General features: G+C 73.7%; 23 protein-coding genes. 13 read left to right on the top strand and 10 right to left on the bottom strand.

What is annotated here, in order from left to right:
• Positions 1-7 precede the first annotated feature (7 nt).
• From EV284_RS13045 to EV284_RS13035, 3 genes are all read right to left on the bottom strand, one after another.
• On the bottom strand, positions 8-1,444 hold the full coding sequence (locus EV284_RS13045; RefSeq protein WP_242625665.1) for an oxygenase MpaB family protein: 1,437 nt from the start codon (positions 1,442-1,444) through the stop codon (positions 8-10).
• A gap of 36 nt (positions 1,445-1,480) precedes the next feature.
• Positions 1,481-2,263 carry a polyprenyl diphosphate synthase gene (gene uppS / locus EV284_RS13040; RefSeq protein ID WP_130333520.1) on the bottom strand — a complete coding sequence of 261 codons (783 nt, stop codon included), beginning with the start codon at positions 2,261-2,263 and terminating at the stop codon, positions 1,481-1,483.
• 141 nt (positions 2,264-2,404) lie between these two features.
• On the bottom strand, positions 2,405-2,917 hold the full coding sequence (locus EV284_RS13035; RefSeq protein WP_130333518.1) for a DUF1203 domain-containing protein: 513 nt from the start codon (positions 2,915-2,917) through the stop codon (positions 2,405-2,407).
• Between the two features lie 112 nt (positions 2,918-3,029).
• Here EV284_RS13035 and pepN point away from each other — a divergent pair, with 112 nt between their 5' ends.
• Positions 3,030-5,600 (top strand): aminopeptidase N, encoded by a 2,571-nt coding sequence (gene pepN / locus EV284_RS13030; RefSeq protein ID WP_130333516.1) that lies wholly within the window; start codon positions 3,030-3,032, stop codon positions 5,598-5,600.
• A gap of 54 nt (positions 5,601-5,654) precedes the next feature.
• Here the strand turns inward: pepN and EV284_RS13025 are convergent, their stop codons facing one another.
• A complete protein-coding gene (locus EV284_RS13025) occupies positions 5,655-6,080 on the bottom strand; it encodes an ATP-binding protein (RefSeq protein ID WP_130333514.1) in 426 nt (141 codons plus the stop codon).
• Positions 6,081-6,223: 143 nt separating this feature from the next.
• Here EV284_RS13025 and EV284_RS13020 point away from each other — a divergent pair, with 143 nt between their 5' ends.
• Positions 6,224-6,766, top strand: a complete 543-nt coding sequence (locus EV284_RS13020) for a UTRA domain-containing protein (protein ID WP_130333512.1) — start codon at positions 6,224-6,226, stop codon at positions 6,764-6,766.
• Positions 6,763-7,542, top strand: a complete 780-nt coding sequence (locus tag EV284_RS13015; protein WP_130333510.1) for a GntR family transcriptional regulator — start codon at positions 6,763-6,765, stop codon at positions 7,540-7,542. The genes EV284_RS13020 and EV284_RS13015 overlap by 4 nt, the downstream gene beginning before the upstream one ends.
• Here the strand turns inward: EV284_RS13015 and EV284_RS13010 are convergent.
• The 4 genes from EV284_RS13010 to EV284_RS12995 form a co-directional block, all read right to left on the bottom strand.
• Positions 7,531-8,949, bottom strand: coding sequence for an FAD-dependent monooxygenase (locus EV284_RS13010; protein ID WP_130333508.1), 1,419 nt, complete (start codon positions 8,947-8,949; stop codon positions 7,531-7,533). The two genes, EV284_RS13015 and EV284_RS13010, sit on opposite strands and share 12 nt — an antisense overlap.
• Positions 8,950-9,055: 106 nt before the next feature.
• Positions 9,056-9,301, bottom strand: coding sequence for a hypothetical protein (locus tag EV284_RS13005; RefSeq protein ID WP_130333506.1), 246 nt, complete (start codon positions 9,299-9,301; stop codon positions 9,056-9,058).
• 71 nt (positions 9,302-9,372) lie between these two features.
• A complete protein-coding gene (gene malQ / locus EV284_RS13000; protein ID WP_130333504.1) occupies positions 9,373-11,475 on the bottom strand; it encodes a 4-alpha-glucanotransferase in 2,103 nt (700 codons plus the stop codon).
• On the bottom strand, positions 11,476-11,730 hold the full coding sequence (locus tag EV284_RS12995) for a hypothetical protein (RefSeq protein WP_130333502.1): 255 nt from the start codon (positions 11,728-11,730) through the stop codon (positions 11,476-11,478).
• A gap of 144 nt (positions 11,731-11,874) precedes the next feature.
• On the opposite strand from EV284_RS12995, the gene EV284_RS12990 reads away from it, so the two are divergent.
• From EV284_RS12990 to EV284_RS12970, 5 genes are read left to right on the top strand one after another with little or no spacing between them, the layout of a single operon-like run.
• Entirely contained in the window at positions 11,875-12,441 is a 567-nt protein-coding gene (locus EV284_RS12990) for an RNA polymerase sigma factor (protein WP_130334686.1), read from the top strand.
• Positions 12,438-13,280 carry a zf-HC2 domain-containing protein gene (locus EV284_RS12985; RefSeq protein ID WP_130333500.1) on the top strand — a complete coding sequence of 281 codons (843 nt, stop codon included), beginning with the start codon at positions 12,438-12,440 and terminating at the stop codon, positions 13,278-13,280. The genes EV284_RS12990 and EV284_RS12985 overlap by 4 nt, the downstream gene beginning before the upstream one ends.
• Before the next feature lie 22 nt (positions 13,281-13,302).
• A complete protein-coding gene (locus EV284_RS12980) occupies positions 13,303-14,073 on the top strand; it encodes an ABC transporter ATP-binding protein (RefSeq protein ID WP_130333498.1) in 771 nt (256 codons plus the stop codon).
• Positions 14,070-15,320: a hypothetical protein gene (locus EV284_RS12975; protein ID WP_130333496.1), complete on the top strand. Its 1,251-nt coding sequence runs from the start codon at positions 14,070-14,072 to the stop codon at positions 15,318-15,320. The genes EV284_RS12980 and EV284_RS12975 overlap by 4 nt, the downstream gene beginning before the upstream one ends.
• Positions 15,317-15,913, top strand: a complete 597-nt coding sequence (locus EV284_RS12970) for a hypothetical protein (RefSeq protein ID WP_130333494.1) — start codon at positions 15,317-15,319, stop codon at positions 15,911-15,913. The genes EV284_RS12975 and EV284_RS12970 overlap by 4 nt, the downstream gene beginning before the upstream one ends.
• A 25-nt stretch (positions 15,914-15,938) precedes the next feature.
• Here the strand turns inward: EV284_RS12970 and EV284_RS12965 are convergent, their stop codons facing one another.
• A complete protein-coding gene (locus tag EV284_RS12965) occupies positions 15,939-16,475 on the bottom strand; it encodes an HNH endonuclease (RefSeq protein ID WP_031182313.1) in 537 nt (178 codons plus the stop codon).
• Positions 16,476-16,764: 289 nt separating this feature from the next.
• Between EV284_RS12965 and EV284_RS12960 the strand changes: the two genes are divergently transcribed.
• The 3 genes from EV284_RS12960 (at position 16,765) to EV284_RS12950 (ending at position 20,261) form a co-directional block, all read left to right on the top strand.
• On the top strand, positions 16,765-17,874 hold the full coding sequence (locus EV284_RS12960) for a mechanosensitive ion channel family protein (RefSeq protein WP_130334684.1): 1,110 nt from the start codon (positions 16,765-16,767) through the stop codon (positions 17,872-17,874).
• Between the two features lie 120 nt (positions 17,875-17,994).
• Positions 17,995-19,260, top strand: coding sequence for a 6-phospho-beta-glucosidase (locus EV284_RS12955; RefSeq protein WP_130333492.1), 1,266 nt, complete (start codon positions 17,995-17,997; stop codon positions 19,258-19,260).
• Positions 19,251-20,261, top strand: coding sequence for a BadF/BadG/BcrA/BcrD ATPase family protein (locus EV284_RS12950; RefSeq protein ID WP_130333490.1), 1,011 nt, complete (start codon positions 19,251-19,253; stop codon positions 20,259-20,261). Before EV284_RS12955 ends, EV284_RS12950 begins: the two co-directional genes overlap by 10 nt.
• Here EV284_RS12950 and EV284_RS12945 read toward each other — a convergent pair.
• Complete coding sequence (locus EV284_RS12945) at positions 20,222-20,662, bottom strand: SMI1/KNR4 family protein (protein WP_242625664.1); 441 nt, start codon at positions 20,660-20,662, stop codon at positions 20,222-20,224. The two genes, EV284_RS12950 and EV284_RS12945, sit on opposite strands and share 40 nt — an antisense overlap.
• A gap of 243 nt (positions 20,663-20,905) precedes the next feature.
• Between EV284_RS12945 and EV284_RS12940 the strand changes: the two genes are divergently transcribed.
• Together EV284_RS12940 and EV284_RS12935 are read left to right on the top strand one after the other, a co-directional pair.
• Complete coding sequence (locus tag EV284_RS12940) at positions 20,906-22,231, top strand: hypothetical protein (RefSeq protein WP_130334680.1); 1,326 nt, start codon at positions 20,906-20,908, stop codon at positions 22,229-22,231.
• A 14-nt stretch (positions 22,232-22,245) separates the two neighbouring features.
• On the top strand, positions 22,246-23,280 hold the full coding sequence (locus EV284_RS12935) for a glutamate ABC transporter substrate-binding protein (protein ID WP_130334678.1): 1,035 nt from the start codon (positions 22,246-22,248) through the stop codon (positions 23,278-23,280).
• Positions 23,281-23,302: the final 22 nt, after the last annotated feature.

Here is a 23,302-nt window from a genome sequence, read left to right as displayed (position 1 = left end):
GCCGCCGTCATGCCTCGGTGAGCAGCGGGTCGTAGGGGGTGGAGCGCCGCCGTCCGCACATGAAGGTGAGGAAGTCCTTCACGAACGCGCAGCGCGTGTACGCGCCTGCGGCGTCGGCGGTGTCGCGGCGGAACGCGGTGCGGAACAGGGCCCGGTACTCGACCGCGTCGATGTGCTGGTTCCCGTCCTTGTCGGTGACGTCGAACAGGACCTCGGCGACCCTGATCAGCGCGGGCCCGGCCAGGGCGGGAGCCGCGGCCGCGTACTCCTGCGCGCTGACCCGGCCGTCGCCGTCGGCGTCGAGCGCCGTCTGGAGTTCCCGCCACCAGTCGGCGTAGGCGTTGTAGAGCCTGGTCTCCTCCGGCTCGTCCAGATCGAGGCGGGTGGACATCTCCCGGGCCATGGCGGCGAGGTCCGGCCAGTCCAGAAAGCCGTCCCCGGTCTGGTCCAGGACCTCCCTGAAGAACTCCTCGGCGCTGCGCCGCGGCCCGGTCCCCCCGCTCGTGGCGCGCTGTGCCGGGACGGTCCGTGCGGGCCCGGGCTCCGCGGGGACGGGCGTGATCAGCCGCAGCAGGGCGCCGGCGCGTTTCACCTGGTCCCGCAGAGCGGTGACCGTCCGCACACGGGGATCGTCGCTGTCAGGGGACAGGGCCAGCAGATCGGCCACCCCCTGGGCGTGGACCCAGCCGCCGGGGAGGAAACGGGCCAGCCCGGCGGCGAGGTACGTGCCGTGCATCAGGGTCTGCGCACCGGGTGTCTCGGGCAGTCCGGCCCGGCGGCGGAAGGACTCCGGCAGCGAGGCGACGGTGATCGCCCCGATGACGGGCCCGGCGACGGCCCGGCCGGTCCCCCACAGGGTGGGCAGGCCGGCCAGCAGTGGCGGCGCGGGCAGATGGTCGAAGAGCTTGTAGAGGACGATGCGCATGGCCTCCGTGTTCTCCAGCTCCTCCTCGACCACGCGGTCGTAGTACGGCCAGAACTCGTGGAGGGTCGGCGGCAGGAAGCGCGCGTCGTCGCCCAGGGCCGTGTGGAACGCCTGGAACCCGGCGTAGAGCCGTTCCATGGCGGCCTGTTCGAGGACCTGTCCGCTCAGCCGGTGCATGGTGACGGCACTCTCGAACATGGTCGCCACCACCCAGGCACGCGCGTCGGGGTCCATCGCGCTGTACGACCGGTTCCGCGCGTCGGTGCCGTTCATCCGCCCGTGCAGGCGGTTGAGCCGCGCCGACTCGCGGCGTCGCACCTCGTCGTCCGGGCCGAACATGCGCTGCGTGCTCGTGAAGGTGTTGCGCAGCCGCCGCCAGGGGTGGGTCACGAACGACGAGTGGTCCAGGAGAGCCGCCCCGATCTGCGGGTGAGCGGCCTCCAGCACGGTCGCCCGGATGAGCGCCAGCGCCCAGCGCGGATCGTTGAAGATCTCGCCGTGCTCGTCCAACCGGTCCATGGGCGGGTCACCATCCCTGCTCGAGGAATCCATGAGTCATCCGTTCACGTTCGACCGCACACCGCCGAAGCGGCGGTCCCGTTGCCTGTAGGCGTGTACGCACTGCACGAAGTGCGGCGCGCGGAAGTCGGGCCAGAGCACCGGCGGGAAGATCCACTCGGCGTAGGCGACCTGCCAGAGCATGAAGTTGGAGATGCGCTGCTCACCGGAGGTACGGATGACCAGGTCCACGTCGGGCGTGTCCGGGAAGGGCAGGTGAGCGGCGAAGACTTCCTCGTCCACGCCTTCGGCCGGCAACCCGCTGCGGATCAGTGACCGGGCGGCTTCGACGATGTCCCCGCGCCCGCCGTGATCGAAGGCGATCGTCAGCGTCATGCCCCGGTTCGCGCCGGTCAGCGTCATCAGGTCGGCGAAGTCCCGGGCCAGCGCCGCCGGGATCCGCGAATCCGTCATCCCCAGGAACCGGCAGCGGATACCGCGCGCGTGCAGCAGGGCGGCGTGCTTGCGCACCACCTGCCGGACCAGCCGCAGCAGGAAGTCGACCTCATCGTCCGGGCGCCGCCAGTTCTCGGTGGAAAACGCGTACAGCGTCAGCCACTCGACCCCGGCCGTCCGCGCCGCCTCGATGACGTCGATGACCGTCGCCTCCGCGGCCCGGTGTCCCGAGGTGCGCGGAAGCGAGCGCTGAGTGGCCCACCGGCCGTTCCCGTCCATCACGCAGGCGACATGACGCGGCACCTCGCGTCGGCCGGAGTCCTCCGGACGACGGCGGGCTGAGCCGGGAGAGGGAGAATCGCCGATCGCCCGCTGAGTGGCCATGACGCCCCTTCACTGCTCGTCTCCGCGAGGCGGCCCGCCCGGACCGGCGCGCCGCCCCTGGGCAACAGCAACAGCGTGACAGCGCCCGGAGCCGGGAGGTGGCCGAGGACGGTCCTTTCACTCTTGGCGCTCCAGTGCGAATCAGCTGCCGTTCGGCTCCCCGGGCCTGCGCACCTCGTACAGGAAGCAGCCGTACTCCACCGCCCTGACGTGCACCAGCGCCACTTCCGGACCGGTGAACGCCTCGCTCAGGGCCGCCTCGACGTCCTCGGACGGGGTGACCAGACGGCCGCCGAGGATGTGGCCGTCGCGGTTGTAGCGGCGCAGGACGCGGTGGGCGCCGGTGAAGGGGAGCCCGTCCCCGGGCGCGGGTCCGCCGCAGGGCTCGGCGTGGACGAAGACCGGGCCCTGCTCGTCGTACGCCGCGGGTTCGGCGCCGGCGTCCGCCGCCCAGCGGCGCAGGGGCGCGTACGAGACCAGGGCGATGCGCTCGCCCGGCTCGCTCCGGCGCAGACAGCAGCGCAGCGGGGCGCCGCCCTCCGCGTCGGTGACGGCGGTCGCCGGGCGTCCGGCGTCGTCCGAGGCGCGCAGTGCGACGAGGACCGGTTCCGTGACGGCCCGCGCGGCATGACGGGGCGTGGCGTGTGTCGTCATGTGTCCAAGGCTGGTCCCGGGAAGGCCCGGTGACCGGCGGAAGAAGGACATCGCGTTCGCGGATCTCCCGTGGAAGGATGGCGCAACCCACACATAACGAGGAGATGACCGCGTGCCTGGCACAAACCTGACTCGGGAAGAGGCGCAGCAGCGGGCCGACCTGCTGAGCGTCGACTCGTACGAGATCGATCTCGACCTCTCCGGCGCGCAGGAGGGCGGCACCTTCCGGTCCGTCACCACGGTGCGCTTCGACGTGGCCGAGTCCGGCGCCGAGTCCTTCATCGACCTGGTGGCACCGGCCGTGCGCGAGGTCACGCTGAACGGGGACGCGCTGGACCCGGCGGAGGTCTTCAAGGAGTCCCGGATCGCGCTGCCCGGTCTGCTTCAGGGCCGCAACGTCCTGCGGGTGGTGGCCGACTGCGCGTACACCAACACCGGTGAGGGTCTGCACCGGTTCGTGGACCCGGTCGACGAACAGGCTTACCTGTACACGCAGTTCGAGGTGCCGGACGCACGGCGCGTGTTCGCCGCCTTCGAGCAGCCGGACCTCAAGGCGACGTTCCGCTTCACGGTGACCGCGCCCGAGGGCTGGACGGTGATCTCCAACTCCCCGACGCCCGAGCCCAAGGACAACGTCTGGGCGTTCGCGCCGACCCCGCGCATCTCGACGTACATCACCGCGCTGATCGTGGGCCCGTACCACTCGGTGCACAGTGTGTACGAGAAGGACGGCCAGTCCGTGCCGCTCGGCATCTACTGCCGGCCCTCGCTCGCGGAGTTCCTCGACTCCGACGCGATCTTCGACGTCACCCGGCAGGGCTTCGACTGGTTCCAGGAGAAGTTCGACTACGCGTACCCCTTCGCCAAGTACGACCAGCTCTTCGTGCCGGAGTTCAACGCGGGCGCGATGGAGAACGCGGGCGCGGTGACCATCCGCGACCAGTACGTCTTCCGGTCCAAGGTGACCGACGCGGCGTACGAGGTGCGGGCGGAGACGATCCTGCACGAGCTGGCGCACATGTGGTTCGGCGACCTGGTCACCATGGAATGGTGGAACGACCTGTGGCTGAACGAGTCGTTCGCCACCTTCACCTCGATCGCCTGCCAGGCGTCGGCGCCGGGCTCCCGCTGGCCGCACGCGTGGACGACGTTCGCCAACTCGATGAAGACGTGGGCGTACCGCCAGGACCAGCTCCCCTCCACGCACCCGATCATGGCCGAGATCCGGGACCTCGACGACGTCCTGGTCAACTTCGACGGCATCACGTACGCCAAGGGCGCCTCGGTGCTGAAGCAGCTCGTGGCGTACGTCGGTGAGGACGAGTTCTTCCGGGGCGTGCAGGCGTACTTCAAGCGGCACGCGTTCGGCAACACCCGCCTCTCGGACCTGCTGGGCGCGCTGGAGGAGACCTCCGGGCGCGATCTGAAGACCTGGTCGAAGGCGTGGCTGGAGACGGCGGGGATCAACATCCTGCGCCCGGAGCTGCAGACCGACGCGGACGGCGTGATCACCTCCTTCGCGGTCCGCCAGGAGGCCCCGGCGCTGCCCGTCGGCGCCAAGGGCGAGCCGACGCTGCGTCCGCACCGCATCGCGATCGGCCTGTACGACCTCGACGACGCGGGCAAGCTGGTCCGGGTGAAGCGGGTCGAGCTGGACGTGGACGGCGAGCTGACGGCCGTACCCGAGCTGACCGGTGTCCGCCGTCCGGTCGTGGTCCTGCTCAACGACGACGATCTGTCGTACGCCAAGGTCCGCCTGGACGAGGAGTCCCTCGCGGCCGTCACCGAGCACCTCGGTGACTTCGCGGAGTCGCTGCCGCGCGCGCTGAGCTGGGCCTCCGCCTGGGACATGACGCGGGACGGCGAGCTGGCCACCCGTGACTACCTCTCGCTGGTGCTGTCCGGCATCGGCAAGGAGTCCGACATCGGTGTCGTGCAGTCCCTGCACCGGCAGGCCAAGCTGGCGATCGACCTGTACGCCGACCCGGCCGCCCGCGAGACCCTGCTGACCCGCTGGACCGAGGCCACGCTGGCGCATCTGCGCACCGCCGAGCCGGGCAGCGACCACCAGCTCGCCTGGGCCCGTGCCTTCGCGGCGACCGCCCGTACGCCGGAGCAGCTCGACCTGCTGGAGGCGCTGCTGGACGGCTCCCAGACCGTCGAGGGCCTCGCCGTCGACACCGAGCTGCGCTGGGCGTTCGTGGAGCGGCTCGCCGCGGTCGGCCGCTTCGACGAGGCGGAGATCGCCGCCGAGTACGAGCGCGACCGCACCGCCGCCGGCGAGCGCCACGCGGCCACCGCCCGCGCGGCCCGCCCGACCGCCGAGGCGAAGGCGGAGGCGTGGGCCTCGGTCGTGGAGTCGGACAAGCTCCCCAACGCCGTCCAGGAAGCCGTGATCAGCGGTTTCGTCCAGACCGACCAGCGCGAACTCCTCGCCCCCTACACCGACCGCTACTTCGACTCCGTCAAGTCCGCCTGGGACTCCCGCTCCCACGAGATGGCCCAGCAGATCGCGGTCGGCCTGTACCCGTCGGTCCAGGTCCTGGAGGAGACCCTCCACAAGACGGACGCCTGGCTGACGTCCACCGACCCCACCCCGGCCCTCCGCCGCCTGATCTCCGAGTCCCGCGCGGGCGTGGAGCGGGCCCTGAAGGCCCAGCGGGCGGACGCGGCTTCGGCGTAGCCGGTTGGCAGTTGACGGGGGCGCCCGGCATTGTGCCGGGCGCCCCCTTCGCCATTACGTCTGCCGCAACTCCACCCCAGCCGGGCGGGCACCTGACGCGGCGGTCCTGAACACCGCCCAGACCGATTTACCAGGGTTGTGGGGCGTCACATCGAAGTCGTCGGCCAGAGCTTGTACGAGGAGGAGCCCTCGGCCGCCGCACTCGTCGAGTCCGCCCGCTCTGACCACCGGCACTCCCCCGCCGCTGTCCCGCACCTCCACGCGGATCGAAGCGCCGTCCCCGGTGAGGGCGAGCAGGAACTCGCGCCCCGGTGGCACGCCGTGGAGGACGGCGTTCGTGGCCAACTCCGACACGCAGAGCCGGATGTCCTCGTGCCGGTCACGGCATCCCCACTCCAGCAGGGTCTGTAGGGCGAACTCACGGGCAGCTCCAACGGATCTGCGTGCGCGGGGGAATCGTCGTTGACGTAACAGAGGCATGACCCATCACCTACTTGCCGCTGGGATGCGAGATCGACGGGACCGTACCACTATTCGCGAAAAGCAGTCAGCTACTCTGGCTGCCTGTAGCTCGGACGGGTCGCCTAACGTGTAGGCCGGGGAGCTCGATTGAGGAGGACGCCGTGAGTGACAGCAAGTGGGTCAGCGCCTCGATGCCGTACCTGACGCCGCGGGACCGGGGGCAGTCCGATGCCTGGGGCACGGAGGCGGCGGCTCGTGGCGGGCGGGGCGGCCAGCGCATCGTTCACGCCGGCGAGGTTCCCTCATCCGACGAGGTGGCCACCCTGCTGGGGACGGCTGCCGGAGAAACGGTCGTAGTGCGTCGTCGGGTCATCGAACTGGACGGAATGCCAGTCGAGTTGACCGACACCTACTACCCGATCGCCATCGCACGCGGCACCCGTCTCGCCGAGCGGGGCAAGATCCCCGGCGGGGCGGTCACGCTGCTGGCCGAGCTCGGGTATCGCGGCGTCCGGGTGCGCGAGGACGTGACGGCCCGGATGCCCGACCCGGAGGAGCGCGAGGCTCTGCGTCTGGACACCGGTGAGCCCGTTCTGCGGTTGAGCAGGGTCACCTTTGACGACGCCGACCGGCCCATCCAGGCGGACCAGATGGTGATGCCCGCCCATCGTCAGCAGCTTCGCTACGAGATTCGGATCGGATGACCGTGCTCACCAACGACACAGGCACCCCTGACCGGCGGTCACTCCATGAGCGGATCGCCGCCGACCTACGCGACGAGATCATGAGCGGTGACCTGGCCGCGGGAGCCAGCCTGCCCTCGACCGCCCAGCTCAAGGAGCGCTTCGACGCTTCGAACGCCACCATCCAGAAGGCGTTGCAGCTGCTGAAGGACGAACGCCTCGTGGTCGGACGGCCCGGAGCCGCCGTCACTGTCCGCGAACACCGTCAGCGCACCATGCGTCCCGCCTCGTACATGACCCCGGCACCCTCCGGACACCCCTACCGCTGGCTGACCGAGGCAGCGAAGCTGGGGGCCCGGCCCGACAGTTCGCTGCTGGACGTGCGCGAGACCTCGGCACCCGCCGACGTGGCGGCCGCACTGCGCATCGCCGGCGACGAGACGGTAATCCTGCGGGAGCAGGTCCTCACCCTCGACGACGAGCCCGTGGAACTGGTCAAGTCGTACTACCCGATGGCCGTCGCGCGAGGTACCGCCATCACGGAGAAGCGGAAGATCAGGGGCGGTACCCCGGCACTCCTGGCCGAACTCGGCTTCCCGCCGCGCACCAGTGTCGACCGGGTGTCCGCGAGGGTGCCCACGCAGGAGCAGTACCGCGCGCTGAGGCTGCCCAGCGACCTGCCCGTGCTCCGCACCCTGCGGGTGGTCTTCAGCGACGAGGAGCGGCCCATCGAAGCGACCGTCATGGTCAAGGCCGGCCATCTGTACGAGCTTCAGTACGAGTTCTCAGCGGAGTGAGCCGGGGCCCACATGGGCAAGGAGGGCCTGCTCCAGCTCCGTCGGGGACGGGGACTTCGCCGTCCAGGCGATGTGGCCGTCCGGGCGGATCAGGAGGGTTCTGGGGCCGGACCACGGGGAGGTGGTGAGGTGGGTCCGGGTGGAGTTCTCGTACGGGCCCTGGGTCAGGAGGACGAAGTCGCCCGGGCGCAGGGCCTCGTAGAGGCGGGTGTTGCCCGGTAGGGGGATGTCGGGCGCTCGTTTGCCGGTCAGGGGGCCTGGGCCGTAGGAGTAGCCGAGGCCCGTCACCTGGTGCATCGCCTTCCGGCGCAGGGCGGGGAAGTGGGTCACCAGGGTCGTCAGGGCCGACCTCAGCCCCCGCGTCCAGGGGCGGTTCGCCATGGCCAGGCGGATCAGGGTGCCGCTGCTGCGCAGGACGGTGCGGCCCACCGGGTGGCGTTCGGTGTCGTACGTGTCCAGGAGGGACGTGTCCGCGCGGCCGTTCAGGACCGCGGCCAGTTTCCAGCTCAGGTTCGCCGCGTCCTGGAGGCCCGTGTTCATGCCCTGGCCGCCCGCCGGGGAGTGGACGTGGGCGGCGTCACCGGCGAGGAAGACGCGGCCCGCGCGGTAGGTCGGGGCCTGGCGTTCGTCGCTGTGGAAGCGGGACAGCCAGCGGGGGTCGTGCATGCCGTGGTCCCGGCCGAGGGCGGCGCGGACGATGTCCCGGATCTCGGCGAGGTCGAGCGGCGCGTCGTCGGGGACGTCGTGGGAGCGATGCCAGCCGACGACCCGGTGGTAGCCGTCGCCGAAGGGGATCAGGAGGGCGAAGGCGTCCCCCGTCGTGCCCGCGGTGAGCAGCTCCGGCGGGTCCTCGGAGAGCCGTACGTCCGCGAGGACCACCGAGCGGATCACCGAGCGGCCCGGGAACGGCAGCCCCACCGCCTCCCGTACCGCGCTGCGCATCCCGTCCGCCCCCACCACGTACGAGGCCCGCAGCGGCTCCATGCCCCGCCCGAGGACCGTCACCCCGGACGCGTCCTGCGTCAGCGCCGTCACCTCGGTCTCGTACCGGAACTCGGCGCCCGCCTCCCGCGCCCGGCGCTCCAACACCCGTTCCACCTCGTACTGCGGGATCACCAGGACGTGCGGGAAGCGGGTGGGGAGGTCGGAGAGGTCGAGAGTGAGGCCGTCGAAGAGGCCGAGCCGGGTCATCGGATGGCCGAGGGCCTCGAGTTCGCCGGCGAGGCCCCGCATGTCGAGCTGCTCCAGCGTGCGGGCGTGCAGCGCGAAGGCGCGGGTGAGGTTGCTGATGCCGGGCGGACGCTTCTCCAGCACGGTGACCGGGACGCCGGCCTCCGCCAGGTCACCGGCGAGGAGCAGTCCGGTCGGGCCGCAGCCCACTACGGCGACGCCGGTGGTGCCTGCCATCCGCGGCTCCTCGGGGGCACGGGGGAGGAAACGCGCCGGGGGCGCCGTCCGGCCGCGCGTGCGTGCGCGGGCGGACAGGCGCCCCCGGCCGGGACCCGGAGGTCCGTCAGCTCTTCGGGGCGGACGAGCCCGAGCGCGACTTGTCCAGCACCATCACCAGACCGGCGATGACGACGAACAGGCCCACCGGGATCAGCACGTACAGGCCGATGGTCTCCCAGGCGGAGAGACCGTGGCCGGGGTCGTCACCGTCGTCGCGGGTGAGCGCGAGCGCGGGGGACGACATGAGCAGCATCATCAGCGTCGTGCCGGCCGCCAGGGCTCCGGCGCGCAAGGCGTTCTTCTTGTCCACGCTCCCCAAGTTAGCGAACCGCCGCACCGGCCGCGCGTCCGGGGTGCCGTACGCGCGGCCCCGACGGCCCCTCAGGGCCCGCTGTGCCCCAGCCCCGCCCGCACCGTGGCCAGCAGCGCCCCCAGCCTCGGCGACGCCGTCAGCTCCTCCAGCGGCACCGGACGCCCCTGGGGGTCGGACACCGGCAGGCGCCAGTTCGGGTACTGGTCCCAGGTGCCGGGCACGTTCTGCGGGCGCCGGTCCCCGATGCCGTCCGGGAGCCAGATGCCGACCAGCCGGGCCGGGGTGCGCAGCAGGAACCGGTGGAAGCCCTGGATCTCGGCCTCCTCGTCGCTCCCGGGCGGTCCGGCGGCCGGGGCGTCCAGCAGCCCGAGGCTGCCGAGCAGCGCCAGCCACTCGGCGGTGTCCGCGACCGCGTCCGCCCGTTCGTCGGCGCCGGACTTGACCAGCAGGCCGAGCTTCTCCCGCAGGTCGACGTGCTCACCGGTGAGCCGGGCGGCCGTGGGCGGCAGATCGTGCGTGGTCGCGGTGGCCAGGCAGTCCTCGCGCCAGCTCTCCGGCGGCAGCGGCCGGCCGTCGCCGGTCCAGTCCCGCTCGAACCACAGCACGGAGGTGCCCAGCACCCCGCGCCGCTGGAGCGTCTCCCGTACGCCGGGCTCGACGGTGCCCAGGTCCTCCCCGATCACCAGCGCGCCCGCGCGGGACGCCTCCAGCGCGAGCAGGGCGAGCATCGCCTCGGCGTCGTAGCGGACGTAGGTGCCGTCGGTGGGCGGGCTGCCCTCGGGGACCCACCAGAGCCGGAACAGGCCCATCACGTGGTCGATGCGCAGCGCGCCCGCGTACCGGAACAGGGCGCGCAGCAGCAGCCGGTACGGCAGATGGCCGGACTCCGCGAGCCGGTCCGGGCGCCAGGGCGGCAGGCCCCAGTCCTGGCCGCGCGCGTTGAACGCGTCGGGCGGGGCGCCGACCGACATCCCGGCGGCGAAGTGGTCCTGCTGGGACCAGGCGTCGGCGCCGACCGGATGCACGCCGACCGCGAGGTCGTGCACGATCCCGATCGGCATCCCGGCCTCCTCGGCGGCCCGCTGGGCGGCGCGGAGCTGCCCGTCGGTGAGCCAGGCGAGCCGGGTGTGGAACTCGACGCGATCGGCGAGGCGGGCGCGGGCGCGCGCGGTCTCCGCCGAGCGGGGGTCGCGCAGCGGCTCGGGCCAGGTCCGCCAGTCCGGGCCGTGCTCCTCGGCGAGCGCGTACCAGGTGGCGTGGTCCTCGAGCGCCTGGCCCTCCTCCGCGCGGAAGGCGTCGTACGCGGCCTGCCGGCCGGGGCCGAGCGGGACCCGTACGACCTGTTCCAGCGCCTGCCGCTTCAGCTCCCACACCGCGTCGCGGTCGATGAGGGCGCCCTTGTCGAGCACGTCGGCACGCAGCCGCTCGGCCCGCTCGCGCAGCCGGGGGTTCAGCTCGGCGTAGGAGTACTCCGGGACGTCCTCGACGCGCAGGTGCACCGGGTCGGGGAAGCGGCGGGAGGACGGCCGGTAGGGAGAGGGGTCGGTGGGGGCGCCGGGTACGGCCGCGTGCAACGGGTTGACCTGCACGAATCCGGCGCCGTGGGTCCGGCCGGCCCAGGCCGCCAGCTCGGCGAGGTCCCCGAGGTCGCCCATGCCCCAGGAGCGGTGGGAGAGCACGGAGTAGAGCTGGGCGAGCAGGCCGTAGGAGCGGCCCACCGGGGCGGGGAGGCGCTCGGGCGCGACGATGAGGTGGGCGTGGCCGGTGCGTCCGTCGGGGGCGGTGACGGTGACGTGGTGGACGCCGGTGGGGAGGTCGCCGACGGAGGTGTGCCGCTCGCCCTGCTCGGTGTCGATCTCCACCCGGGTGCCGGGCGGCAGGACGTCGAAGGGGTCCGGCAGGGCGGGGGTACCGGTCCCTGCGGCGGGCTGGCCGGTCCAGCGGACCACGGTGGGCGGCAGCAGCCGCTCCCGCAGCTCGCGCTCCCGCTCGGCGAGCGCGGTACGGACGGCGTCCGGGGTGCTCGCGTCGACGTCCAGGGCGGCCAGGGCGGCGATCACGGCCGGGGCGGGCACCGCGACGATGATCTCCGGGGAGGGGCTGTAGGAGGTGGCTACGCCGTGCAGCTCCGCGAGCGCGCGCAGCTCGTCGTCGTCCAGCGCCGCGGCCATCTACTCGGCCGGGCCGAAGCGGACCGGGACGGGGTCGGCGTCACCGGTGAGGGGGGCCGGGTCGGCGTCACCGGTGAGGGGGACGGTGTCGGCGAGCGGGGGCTCGCTGGTCAGCGGCTCGGCGCCGGGCAGCGGGGGCTCGCTGGTGAGCGGCGCCTCCACGCAGGCGCTCTCCGCGCTGAAGGCGCGGTCGGCGGGCGTCTCCGCCTCGGGTTTCCACTGGGCGGGCAGGAACAGGTGAGCCGCTGCGGCCACGGGAGCCTCCTTGGTCACGGGGGGCGGGTGCGTTTTGCCGGATTACCCAGCCCTACCCAACGACGCGGATGCCACGCCCGCGCGTGAGAGTGATCCATCGCTCGCGGGCGGGGCGATAGAGGGGGTGTGAGACTGTTCCGCCCCATGGGGGGCCACCGGGAGAAGGACGACGGTGCCCTGCTGCGGGCCGTCGCGGCCGGCGACCAGGCGGCGCTCGCCGACCTGTACGACCGGCACGCGGGATGGCTGCACGCCCGGCTGGCCCGGCGCTGCGCCGACCCGGAGGTGGTCCGGGAGGTGCTCCAGGACACCTTCGTCACGGTGTGGCGTTCGGCTGCCGGCCACCGGGGCGCGGAGGCGGGCGGCTGGCTGTGGACGATCGCGGCCCGGCGCCTGGTCGACGCCCGCCGCGCCCAGGAGCGCACCGCGCGGGCCGCGCCGGAGCCGGAGACGGCCGCCGTGCCGTCCGCCGAGGACCGGGTGCTGGCCGGGCTGGAGTACGGCGATGTCGGCACCGCCCTGGACCGGATCTCCCCCGAGCTGCGCGAGGTGCTGCGCGCGACCGTGGTCGACGGCCTGACCACCCGCGAGACGGCCCGGCTGCTCGGCATACCCGAGGGCACCGTCAAGTCCCGCGCCCGCCGCGCCCGTACCGAACTGCGGGAAGCACTCGCCCAGTTGAACCCGTCCCCGCTGGGAGGCCCGGCATGAGCAGGCAGTGGCACACGAGCGAGGCCCAGGCCGCCCGGTACGCCGGCGGCACCCTGCCGGAGCCGGACGCCTGGTCCCTGGAGAAGCACCTGGAGACCTGCGCGGGGTGCGCGTCCCGCGTCTCGGCGGCGGTACGGGCCACGGCGGCGGGGCCGGTGCTGACGGACGTGCGGGGCGCGGTGCTGGCCGCCGCTGTGCCGGAGGGTGCGCCGGTCGCCGTACAGGGGTCGGCAACCGGCGCCACCCGGTTCAGCAGGCTGTGGTGGGCGGCGGGTCCCGCCGTGCGCGGCGCCTGGTCGGCGGCGCTGCTGGTGGTGGCCGGGGCCGCGCTGCTGCTGGGCCATCTCGGCGGCGCCCCGGAGGCGCGCAACCTGCTGCTGGCCTTCGCCCCGGTGGTGCCGGTGGCCGGGGTCGCCCTGTCCTACGGCCCGCACGCCGACCCGCTGTACGAGCTGGCCGCCTCCACACCCGGCGGCGGGCTCCGGCTGGCCCTGACCCGGACGGCGGCCGTGCTCGCGGTGAGCCTGCCGGTGCTGACCCTCACCGGGCTGCTGCTGCCCGCGTCCGGCGCCCCGGCCGCCGCCGCGTGGCTGCTGCCGGGACTGGCGCTGACGCTGGCCACCCTGGCGCTGGCCCCGCTCACCGGATTCCTCACCGCGTCCGCCGTGACGGCGGGCGGCTGGCTGTGCGCGGTGCTCGCGCCGTCGCCGGACGAGATCGGCGCCCGGCTGGCCCGGTGCCTCGACGGCGCCCCGGCCCAGTCGGCCTGGGCCGCCGCGGTCGCCCTGAGCGCCCTGCTGCTGGCGGCCCGCCGCACCGCGTACGACCGCACCCACTGAACCCCCTTCTCAAGGAGCCCCCTTGTCCGTCCGCGTCACCGGGCTGTGTGTCCGGCACCGCAGAACCGTCGCCCTCGACTCCGTCGATCTGGAGCTGGGCACCGGCGTCCACGGCCTGCTCGGGCCGAACGGCGCCGGGAAGACCTCGCTGATCCGGGTGCTCGCCACCGTGGGCCGCCCCTCGGCCGGCCGCGTGGAGCTGCTCGGCCGGGACAGCGGCAGCCCGCGCGAGCGCTCCGGGATACGGGGCCGGCTCGGTTATCTCCCGCAGGAGTTCGGTTTCTACCCCGCCTTCACGGTGCGGGAGTTCGTGGCCTACGTGGCCTGGCTGAAGGAGGTCCCGGCCGACCGGGTGCCGGCCGCCGTGGAGCGGGCGGTACGGCGGGTCGGCCTCGCGGACCGGGCCGACGCGAAGATGCGGACACTGTCCGGCGGCATGGTCCGCCGGGTCGGCATCGCCCAGGCCGTCGTCAACGACCCGAGCCTGCTGCTGCTGGACGAACCCACCGCCGGGCTCGACCCCGAGCAGCGGGTGGAGTTCCGCGAGCTGCTCCGTGAACTGGGCGCCTCGGCCACGGTGGTGGTCTCCACCCACCTGGTGGAGGACGTCGCCGCCGCCTGCACGGAGGTCACCCTGCTGGACGAGGGCCGGATCGCCTACCGGGGCACCCCCGCCTCCCTGACCGGGCTCGGGGAATCCTCCGACGGCCCCGGCGACCACCCGATCGAGCGCGGCTACACGGCGGCACTGCGGGCCCACCGGGCCGCCCCCGGACGGGAGACCGGGCGATGACCGCTCATCCTTTGCGCCCCGAGGTCCTCCGGGGCTTCGCACCGTGGGCCGGGGCCGCCGTCCTGCTGGTCCTCTCGGTCCTGCTCACCGCGTCCGCCGACACATGGCAGGGCGGCTGGGCGGAGACCGCCGCGCAGCTCCACCACTCCCTGCTGATCGGCCTGCCCCTGGCCGCCGCGGCCGGATGCCGGCAGGGCGGACGGGAGCGGCGCCGCCGTACCGAGGAGCTGTGGGGTACGGCCGTCCGCCCGCCGCTCACCCGGCTGCTGGCCTCCGCCCTGCCGGTCGCGCTCTGGGTGGCCGTCGGCTACCTCGTGGCGGTGACCGCCGCCTCCCTCGCCACTTGGCCGTACTCCGTGGGCGACAGCCCCCGTCTCACTCTGGTGCCGGGGGACGCCGCGGCCCTGGCCGCCGCCGCGCTGGCCGGACATCTGGCCGGCCGGGCCGTGTCCACCCCGCTCGCGGCCCCCCTGCTGGGCGTGGCCGGGTACGTGGGCCTGGGTCTGGCCGCCGGCCAGGAGTGGGCGCTCGATCCGGCGTCGTACCTGGCCGCGAACGTGCTGCCGCTGTGGTGGCAGCCCCTGGCGATGGCCCTCTGGACGCTCGGCCTCGCCCTGGCCCTCACCCTGGCCCAGGCGGCTCGGCGCCGGGCGACCGCCCTGCTGCCGCTGGCCGTCGCCCTGGCCGCCGCGCTGCCGCTGTCCGCCGGGAACGGCCCGTGGCGGCCGGACCCGCTCACCCACCGCCAGGTGTGCGACACCTCCACCGTTCCGGTCATCTGCGTCAACGCCCGCTACTCCGGGCTGCTCCCCGAGGTCCGCGCTGCCCTGTCCGGGGTCACCGGAAAGCTGCGCGGTGTGCACGGCCTGCCCGCGCGCTGGTCGGACCAGGACGCCGAGAGTGCCGACGCGGCACCGCTGCCGACGCTGGCGCCCTTCGGCTGGTCGGTCGTCCGGGGACGGCTGACCGATCCGGAACAGTACGCGTGGGAGGCGGTGATGTCCCTGCGCGGCGAGTGCGGCGACGGGCCCGAACGGATACTCGCGGACGACGCCGTGGAGGCGTATCTGGCGCCGAACCCTCGGCAACGCCACTTCGACGCCCTCGCGCCGACAGGCCGTCGGCGTGCCTACCGAGCCGCGCGGGCGAAGCTGGCCGGCATGGACGAGGAGCGGCGCCGTGCCTGGCTCTCCGCCTACTTCTCGGCCCGGAACTCCTGCGACGACGGGGCGGTGCCGTCCCTGTGAACCCCGGCCTCCCGCTCTACGCCCGCTCCCGCGCTCTCCCCCCGACCCTGGCCGCCCTCGCCGTGACCACCGGCTTCGCCGTCTGGGCGGCCGGGGCCCTGGACGCGTACCTGGACCCCTACCGCCGGGTGCCCGTGGTGGCGCTGGCCCCGCTGCTGGCCGCCACCGCGATCGGCGCGAGCCTGCGCTCCGACTCCGACGAGCTGGACCGTACGGCCGTGCGCCCCTGGTGGCTCCGGCGGCTGGCGCACCTCCTCGCCCTGACCGCGCTCGCCTCGGCCCTGCTGACACCGGTCGTCGCCGGGCACGCGGAGACGTTCGGGCCCCCGGTGATGGTCCGGAACGTCCTGGGCTGCGTGGGGATCGTGGCGCTCGCCGCCGTGGTCCTCGGGGCCCGCCTGAGCTGGCTGCCCGCCTTCGGTTACGTGTCCGCCGCCTACCTGGCCTCCTCCGGCGCGCACGGCCGGGCGGCCACCCTCTGGGCCTGGCCGGTGCAACCGGGCGCCCAGCCGGGTGCCTGGGCCGCCGCGCTGGCCGCCTTCACGCTGGGCACCGCGCTGTACGCCGCCCGGGGGGCGCGCCCCGGCGGCTGACTCCCGTGGCCGGGGAGCCCGGGCCCTAGGCCGAGATGCCGTCGATCCGGGCCAGGGCCGCCTCCGCGCCGTAGGGCTGGAGGTAGGGGAGCCAGCGGGGGTCGCGGTGGCCGGTGCCGATGATGCGCCAGGCCAGACCGGTGGGCGGGGCCGGCTGGTGGCGCAGGCGCCAGCCGAGTTCGACCAGGTGGCGGTCGGCCTTGACGTGGTTGCAGCGGCGGCAGGAGGCCACCACGTTGTCCCAGACGTGCTTGCCCCCGCGGGAGCGCGGGATGACGTGGTCGACGCTGGTCGCGACACCACCGCAGTACGCGCACCGGCCCCCGTCCCGCGCGAACAGCGCGCGCCGGGTGAGTGGAACGGGCCCCCGGTAGGGAACCCGCACGAAACGCTTGAGCCGGACCACGCTGGGTGCGGGGACTGTGACGGACGCGCTGTGCAGATAGGCGCCGGATTCCTCGAGGGAGACGGCCTTGTTCTCCAGGACGAGGACGAGCGCGCGGCGGAGCGGTACGACGCCGAGGGGCTCGTACGACGCGTTGAGGACCAGGACATGCGGCACAGGGGCCTCCTTGGGCGTCGGCGGCGCGTGGCTCGCGCCGGGACGATCTGGTTCAGTCTCCCCTCATGCCTGCTCCGAGCGCCACCATGTGCCGGTAACGGGCTCGAAGTGTTTTCGACCACATGAGCGGCGCCGTCCGGTCCGCATGGCCTGTTCAGGCGCGGGCGGGGCAGGGAGCCTCCGGAGAAGCGGCGAGTGGGCCCGCGATGCCCCGTTAGTGTGGTGGTTCCGTCCGCCCGGTGACCTTCCCGTGACCTTGCCCGCCCCCGCCGGCGCGGACCGCAGCACCATGGAGGTACCCGCCGTGTCCCTGCCCGTCGCCCTGCTGGCCGCCGGAGTCTCACCGTCTCCCTCGCCATCGGGCTCGGACCCGGCCGTGCCCTCGCTCCAGGACGCCCAGGAGAACGCGGCGAACGCGGCGAGCTGGGTCGAGCAGAACTGGTCGACCTGGCTGGCGATGGGCCTGCAGATCCTGCTGATCGTGGTCATCGCCGTCGCGCTGCGCGCGGTCGTGCGCCGGGCCATCACCAAGCTGATCGAGCGGATGAACCGCACCGTGCAGGCGGTGGACCACTCCGCGCTGGGCGGCCTGCTGGTCAACAACGAACGGCGCCGCCAGCGCTCGGCCGCCATCGGTTCGGTCCTGCGCTCGGTGGCGTCCTTCGTCATCCTCGGCACGGCCGCCCTGATGGTGCTCTCCACCTTCCGGATCAACCTGGCCCCCCTGCTCGCCTCCGCCGGTGTCGCCGGTGTCGCGATCGGTTTCGGCGCCCGGAACCTGGTCACCGACTTCCTGTCCGGCGTCTTCATGATCATCGAGGACCAGTACGGCGTCGGCGACACCATCGACGCCGGAGTGGCGACCGGCGAAGTGGTCGAGGTCGGCCTCCGCGTGACCAAGCTGCGCGGCGACAACGGCGAGATCTGGTACGTCCGCAACGGCGAGGTCAAGCGCATCGGCAACCTCTCCCAGGGCTGGGCCACGGCGGGCGTGGACGTCACCGTCCGCGCCGGCGAGGACCTGGACAAGGTCAAGTCCGTGCTGGACGAGGTCGCGGAGAAGATGGGCAAGGAGGAGCCGTGGAACGAGCTGCTCTGGAGCCCCATCGAGGTGCTGGGCCTGGACAGCGTGCTGATCGACTCCATGGTCATCCGGGTCTCCGCCAAGACCATGCCGGGCAAGTCGGTGTCGGTCGAGCGCGAGCTGCGCTGGCGGATCAAGCGGGCCTTCGACCGGGCGAGCATCCCGATCATCGGCGGTGCCACGGCCGCTCCCCTGGAGGACGAGACCCCCGACCCCTCGGCGAGCGTCGCGGCGCCCTCGGCGTTCAACAACGCCACCTCCCCGCAGTCGCTGGCCACCAACCCGCTCACCACGCCGAAGCCCCCGGTGAAGTAGCGACCCCCCGAGCGAGCCCCCGCGGTACGAACCGCGGGGGCTCGCTTCGTTGACGGACTCTCCCGCCTGCGCCTAGGTTCCTGCTGGCCGAGGAGCCCGTCGCATGCGAGGGAGTCGCCCGTGAGACTGACCGTGGTCGGCGGAGGTTCGACCTACACCCCGGAACTCGTCGACGGCTTCGCGCGATTGCGGGACACGCTGCCGGTGACCGAGCTGGTGCTGGTGGACCCGGCGGCGGACCGGCTGGAGCTGGTGGGGGGCCTCGCCCGCCGCATCCTGGCCCGGCAGGGGCACCCCGGCCGGGTGGTCACCACCTCCGACCTGGACGCCGGGGTGAGGGACGCGGACGCCGTGCTGCTCCAGCTCCGGGTGGGCGGGCAGGCGGCGCGCGAGCGGGACGAGACCTGGCCGCTTCAGTGCGGGTGCCTGGGCCAGGAGACGACCGGCGCGGGCGGCCTCGCCAAGGCACTGCGCACGGTCCCGGTGGTCCTGGACATCGCGGAGCGGGTGCGGCGGGCCAACCCGGACGCGTGGATCATCGACTTCACCAACCCGGTCGGCATCGTCACCCGCGCCCTGCTGCGGGAGGGCCACCGCGCGGTCGGCCTGTGCAACGTGGCGATCGGGCTCCAGCGGAAGTTCGCCGCCCTGCTCGGCACCGGGCCGGGCGAGGTCCACCTCGACCACGTCGGCCTCAACCACCTCACCTGGGAGACCGCCGTGCGCCTCGGCGGCCCCGACGGCGAGGACGTGCTCCCCCGGCTGCTGACCGAGCACGGGGACGCCGTCGCCGCCGACCTGCGGCTGCCGCGCCCGCTGCTGGAGCGGCTGGGCGCGATCCCGTCGTACTACCTGCGGTACTACTACCTGCACGACGAGGTGGTGGGCGAGCAGCGGGTGAAGCCCTCGCGGGCCGCCGAGGTCGCGGCGCTGGAGCGGGAGCTGCTGGCGATGTACGCCGACCCGGCGCTGGACGAGAAGCCCGCGCTGCTGGCCCGGCGCGGCGGGGCCTTCTACTCGGAGGCGGCCGTGGACGTGGCGGCCGCTCTGCTGGGCGGCGGGGGCAGCCCGTACCAGGTGGTGAACACGGTCAACGGGGGCACGCTGCCGTTCCTCCCCGACGACGCGGTGATCGAGGTGCCCGCCGCGGTCGGCCCGGCCGGGGCGAAGCCGCTCCCGGTGCCGGGCGTCGACCCGCTGTTCGCGGGGCTGATGGCGAACGTGACGGCGTACGAGGAACTCGCGCTGGACGCGGCCCTGCGCGGCGGCCGGGACCGGGTGTTCCGGGCGCTGCTGGCGCATCCGCTGGTCGGCCAGTACGCCTACGCCGAGACGCTCACCGACCTCCTGCTCGCGCACAACCGGGAGCATCTGGCGTGGGCCTGACCGGGACCGTCCTCGCCGTCGACGCGGGCAACAGCAAGACCGACGTGGCCGTGGTCGGCGCGACGGGCGAGGTGCTGGCCACCGCGCGCGGCGGCGGCTTCCGGCCCCCGGTGGTGGGCGTGGAGCGGGCGCTGGAGGCGCTGGCCGAGCCGGTGGAGCGGGCGCTGGCCGAGGCGGGGGTGCCGTACGTCTCGCACGTCTCGGCCTGCCTGGCCAACGCCGATCTCCCGGTGGAGGAGGAGCGGTTGGCGGCCGCGGTGACCGCGCGGGCCTGGGGCGCGTCGGTGGCGGTGCGCAACGACACCTTCGCCGTCCTGCGCGCCGGAGTGGCCGAGCCGCGGGGCGTGGCCGTGGTGTGCGGGGCCGGCATCAACTGCGCCGGCATGCGCCCCGACGGCCGTACGGCGCGCTTCCCGGCCCTCGGCCGGCTCTCCGGTGACTGGGGCGGCGGCTGGGGGCTGGCGGAGGAGGCCCTCTGGCACGCGGCCCGCGCGGAGGACGGCCGGGGCGGTCCGACCGACCTGTCCCGCACCCTCCCGGCCCACTTCGGCCTGCCCAGCATGGAGGCGCTGATCGAGTCCTTCCACCTGGGCCGGCTCGCCCCCGCCCGCCGCCACGAGCTGACCCCGGTCCTCTTCGCCACGGCGGCCGACGGCGACACGGTGGCCCGTTCCCTCGTCGACCGCCTGGCCGAGGAGGTGACCCTGCTGGCCACGATCGCGCTGACCCGCCTGGACCTCCTCACCGAGCCCGCCCCGGTCCTGCTCGGCGGCAGCGTCCTCGCGGCGGGCCATCCCCGCCTGGACGACGGCATCCGCAGCCGCCTGGCCGCCCGGGCGCCGCTCGCCGAGCCCCGGTTGGTCACCGCTCCCCCGGTCCTCGGCGCGGCCCTGCTCGGCCTCGACCACCTGGGCGCGACCCCCGGGGCCCTGGAGCGGGCCCGTGAGCACTGGGAGGCCGGCTACAGGTCGAGCGCCCCGCTCACCGACCGCTCCAGGTAGTCGGCGAGACTCCGCGCGACCCACGTGCGGCTGTCGGTCTCGTGGTCCCAGACGAACACATCGGGCCGGTCGACGCGGGCGAGGAGGGCGAAGAGGTCACCGCCGCCGGTCTCGCCGAAGAAGACCAGCGGGTCGAACGGCATGTACAGCTCGGCGAAACCGGCGCCGCCGCGCAGGGCCAGGTTCTCCGCCGCGATCCGCTCGGCGGACCAGACGAGCCCGGTGCCGTACTCGCCGGTGATGCCGTCGGCCGCCGCGAGCAGTCCGGTGAGGTCGGCGGGCAGCGGGTGCCCGAGCGCGGCGGCGCAGGCGGCGAGCGCCGACTCCGAGGCGGGCGGCGCGGCGTCGGGGAGTGTCGCGATCAGTTCGGGCCACATGGCGGGGTGGTTTCTCCAAGTCATGACCGATGGGGAACCGTTGGGGAATGCTACGGCGTGTTTCCGGACAGAGGGGGTAGAGCCCCGCTTCGCGCCCCGATCCGATCAAGATGCGGTGAAGGCTGGTGCACAAGGGGGCGCAGGCGGCGATACTGGCGTCCAACGGATGACCATGGGGGAGGTCAGGTGACACAACCGCCGCAGGGCAGAACCGCGTTCGCACCACCGGTCACCCCGGCCATCCCCGCCCAGCGCGGTCCGTCCGGCCTGCCTCCCGTGCGGCGCACGGCCTTCGCCGAGGGGGCCGAGCGGCTGCGGGACGCCGCGACCACCGAGCCGGGGCGGCTGCGGGTCATCGGGGCCGTACTCGCCCTGCTGGTCGTCGCGTTCGGTGCCGTCACCGCGTGGCAGAGTGGGGAGCGGGCGAGTGCCGCCGACGACGTGCTGACCCGCAGCCAGCCGCTCAGTTCGGGCGCCGCCGCGATCTACCGCTCGCTGGCGGACGCCAACACCGCGGCCTCCACCGGTTTTCTGGTGGGTCCCAGGGAGAGCGCGGCGAACCGGGAGCGGTACGAGGCGGACATCCGTACCGCCGCCTCCGGCCTGGTCCGCGCGGCCGCCGACACCGAGCCGGGCTCCGCCTCCGAGGCCACCGTCCGCAAGCTGAACCGGCTGCTGCCCGAGTACAAGGGCCTCGTCGAGCGGGCCCGCGTCTACAACCGCCAGGGCTACCCGGTGGGCGGTGCCTATCTGCGGTACGCCAACGAGAAGATGCAGACGGAGATGCTCCCGGCCGCGCAGGACCTGTACACCAAGGAGAACCAGCGGCTCGACGCCGATTACGCGGACGCCACCCCCTACCCGTGGGCGGCGATCGCGCTGGGCCTGTTCGCGCTGGCCGCGCTGGGGCTCGCCCAGTACCGGGACTTCCGCCGCACCAACCGTGTCCTGAACCACGGTCTGGTCGCCGCCTCGGCCGCGACGGTGGTGGTGCTGCTGTGGCTGGTCGCCGGCCACACCGTGGCCCGCTCCGGGCTGTTCGGCTCCTACGACCACGGCATCCGCTCGCTGAACGTGCTGCACAACGCCCAGATCGCCGCCCTGAAGGCGCGCGGCAACGAGAACCTGAGCCTGGTGGCGCGCGGAGCGGAGACCGTCGAGGTGAACGGCACCAAGCGGGACGCGTACTACTACGCCTTCGACCGCGACCTCGCCGCGCTGGAGGCCCGCCTCACCGACGCCCGGCGGCTGGCCGACGACGCCGGGGGCGGCGCCCCGGTCGACTCGGCCCTGGCGGACACGGCCGAGTGGAAGAAGCGGCACGGGGCCGCCCGGACCGAGGACGAGCGGGGCAACTACCAGCGCGCGCTGGACCAGGTGATCGGCGCCGACGACACCACCGGCGCGGCCTTCGACGGCGTGGACGGGAGCCTGACCCGCGCCCTGGGCCACGAGCAGACGGAGTTCGACCGGGCCGCCGCCGACGGCCGGGACGCCATGGGCGGGCTGCCCGGGGGCGCGGCCGTGCTCGGCGTCCTGGGCGCGGCGGGCGCGGTGTTCGGCATCGGCCGCAGGCTTTCGGAGTACCGGTGACAGGGGGCCAGGCGATGGAGGCGGCGCGGATGCGCACCCGGCTGCGCGGCTGGGGCGGGGTCGGCGCGATGGCGGTGCTGTGCGCGCTGGCACTGGCGTTCGTGATGCTGCTCCCCCGCACCCAGGCACGGCCGGCGCCCGGCGCGGCTCCGGCGGGCCGGAGCCTGGTGACCGGCAGCCAGGTCCGGGCGGACGGCTGCGAGGAGCCGTCGGCGCAGAACCGCACCCCTCCCCCGTCCGGCGCGGACGGCCCGACCATCGACGCCATCAAGGCCCGCAAGGGCGACAGGCGCAAGCTGATCGTGGGCATCGACCAGAACAGCTACCGCTGGGGCTACCGCAATCCCGGCACCGAGGGCGCGGAGCTGGAGGGCTTCGACATCGACCTGGTGCGCCGCATCGCCAAGGACATCCTCGGCAGCCCGGACGACGTCCAGTTCAAGGCGATCCCGACCAGCCAGCGCATCCCCGCCATCCAGGACGGCACGGTCGACATGGTGGTCCGCACGATGACCATCACCTGCGACCGGCTGCGCGACGTGGCGTTCTCCGCGCCCTACTTCAAGACCGGCCAGCAGCTCCTGGTCCCCGACACCTCGGACATCAAGGGCTACGACGGGACGCTCGCCGGCAAGAGGGTCTGCACGGCGGCCGGTTCGACCGCCCACGGCAGGCTGAAGGCGGACCGGGAGCGCAGGGCGCTGCCCGCCACCACGGACTTCTCCGCGACCGTGCCCAACCAGCTGGACTGCCTGGTCAGGCTGCAGCTCGGCGAGGCGGACGCGGTGGTCACGGACGGCGCGCTGGCCGCCAGCCAGGCCGCGCAGGACCCCACGGTGAAGGTGCTGGGCAAGCCGTTCACCACCGAGTACTACGGCGTGGCGATGAAGAAGGACGCCAATGACCTCGTGCGCCGCGTCAACCGCGTGCTGGTGGACTACCGGGCCGACGGCTGGCAGGCGTCGTACGACAAGTGGCTGTCGGCCACACTGGGCGAGGACGCGCGGTCCTCCAGACCGCCCGCCCCGAAGTACCTGCGCGAGAGCTGAAGCACGCACGGGCCGGATGGAC

The organism is Streptomyces sp. BK022 (assembly GCF_004217355.1).
Lineage (GTDB): Bacteria > Actinomycetota > Actinomycetes > Streptomycetales > Streptomycetaceae > Streptomyces > Streptomyces griseoluteus.
This window is presented reverse-complemented; position numbering and strand designations above follow the sequence as displayed.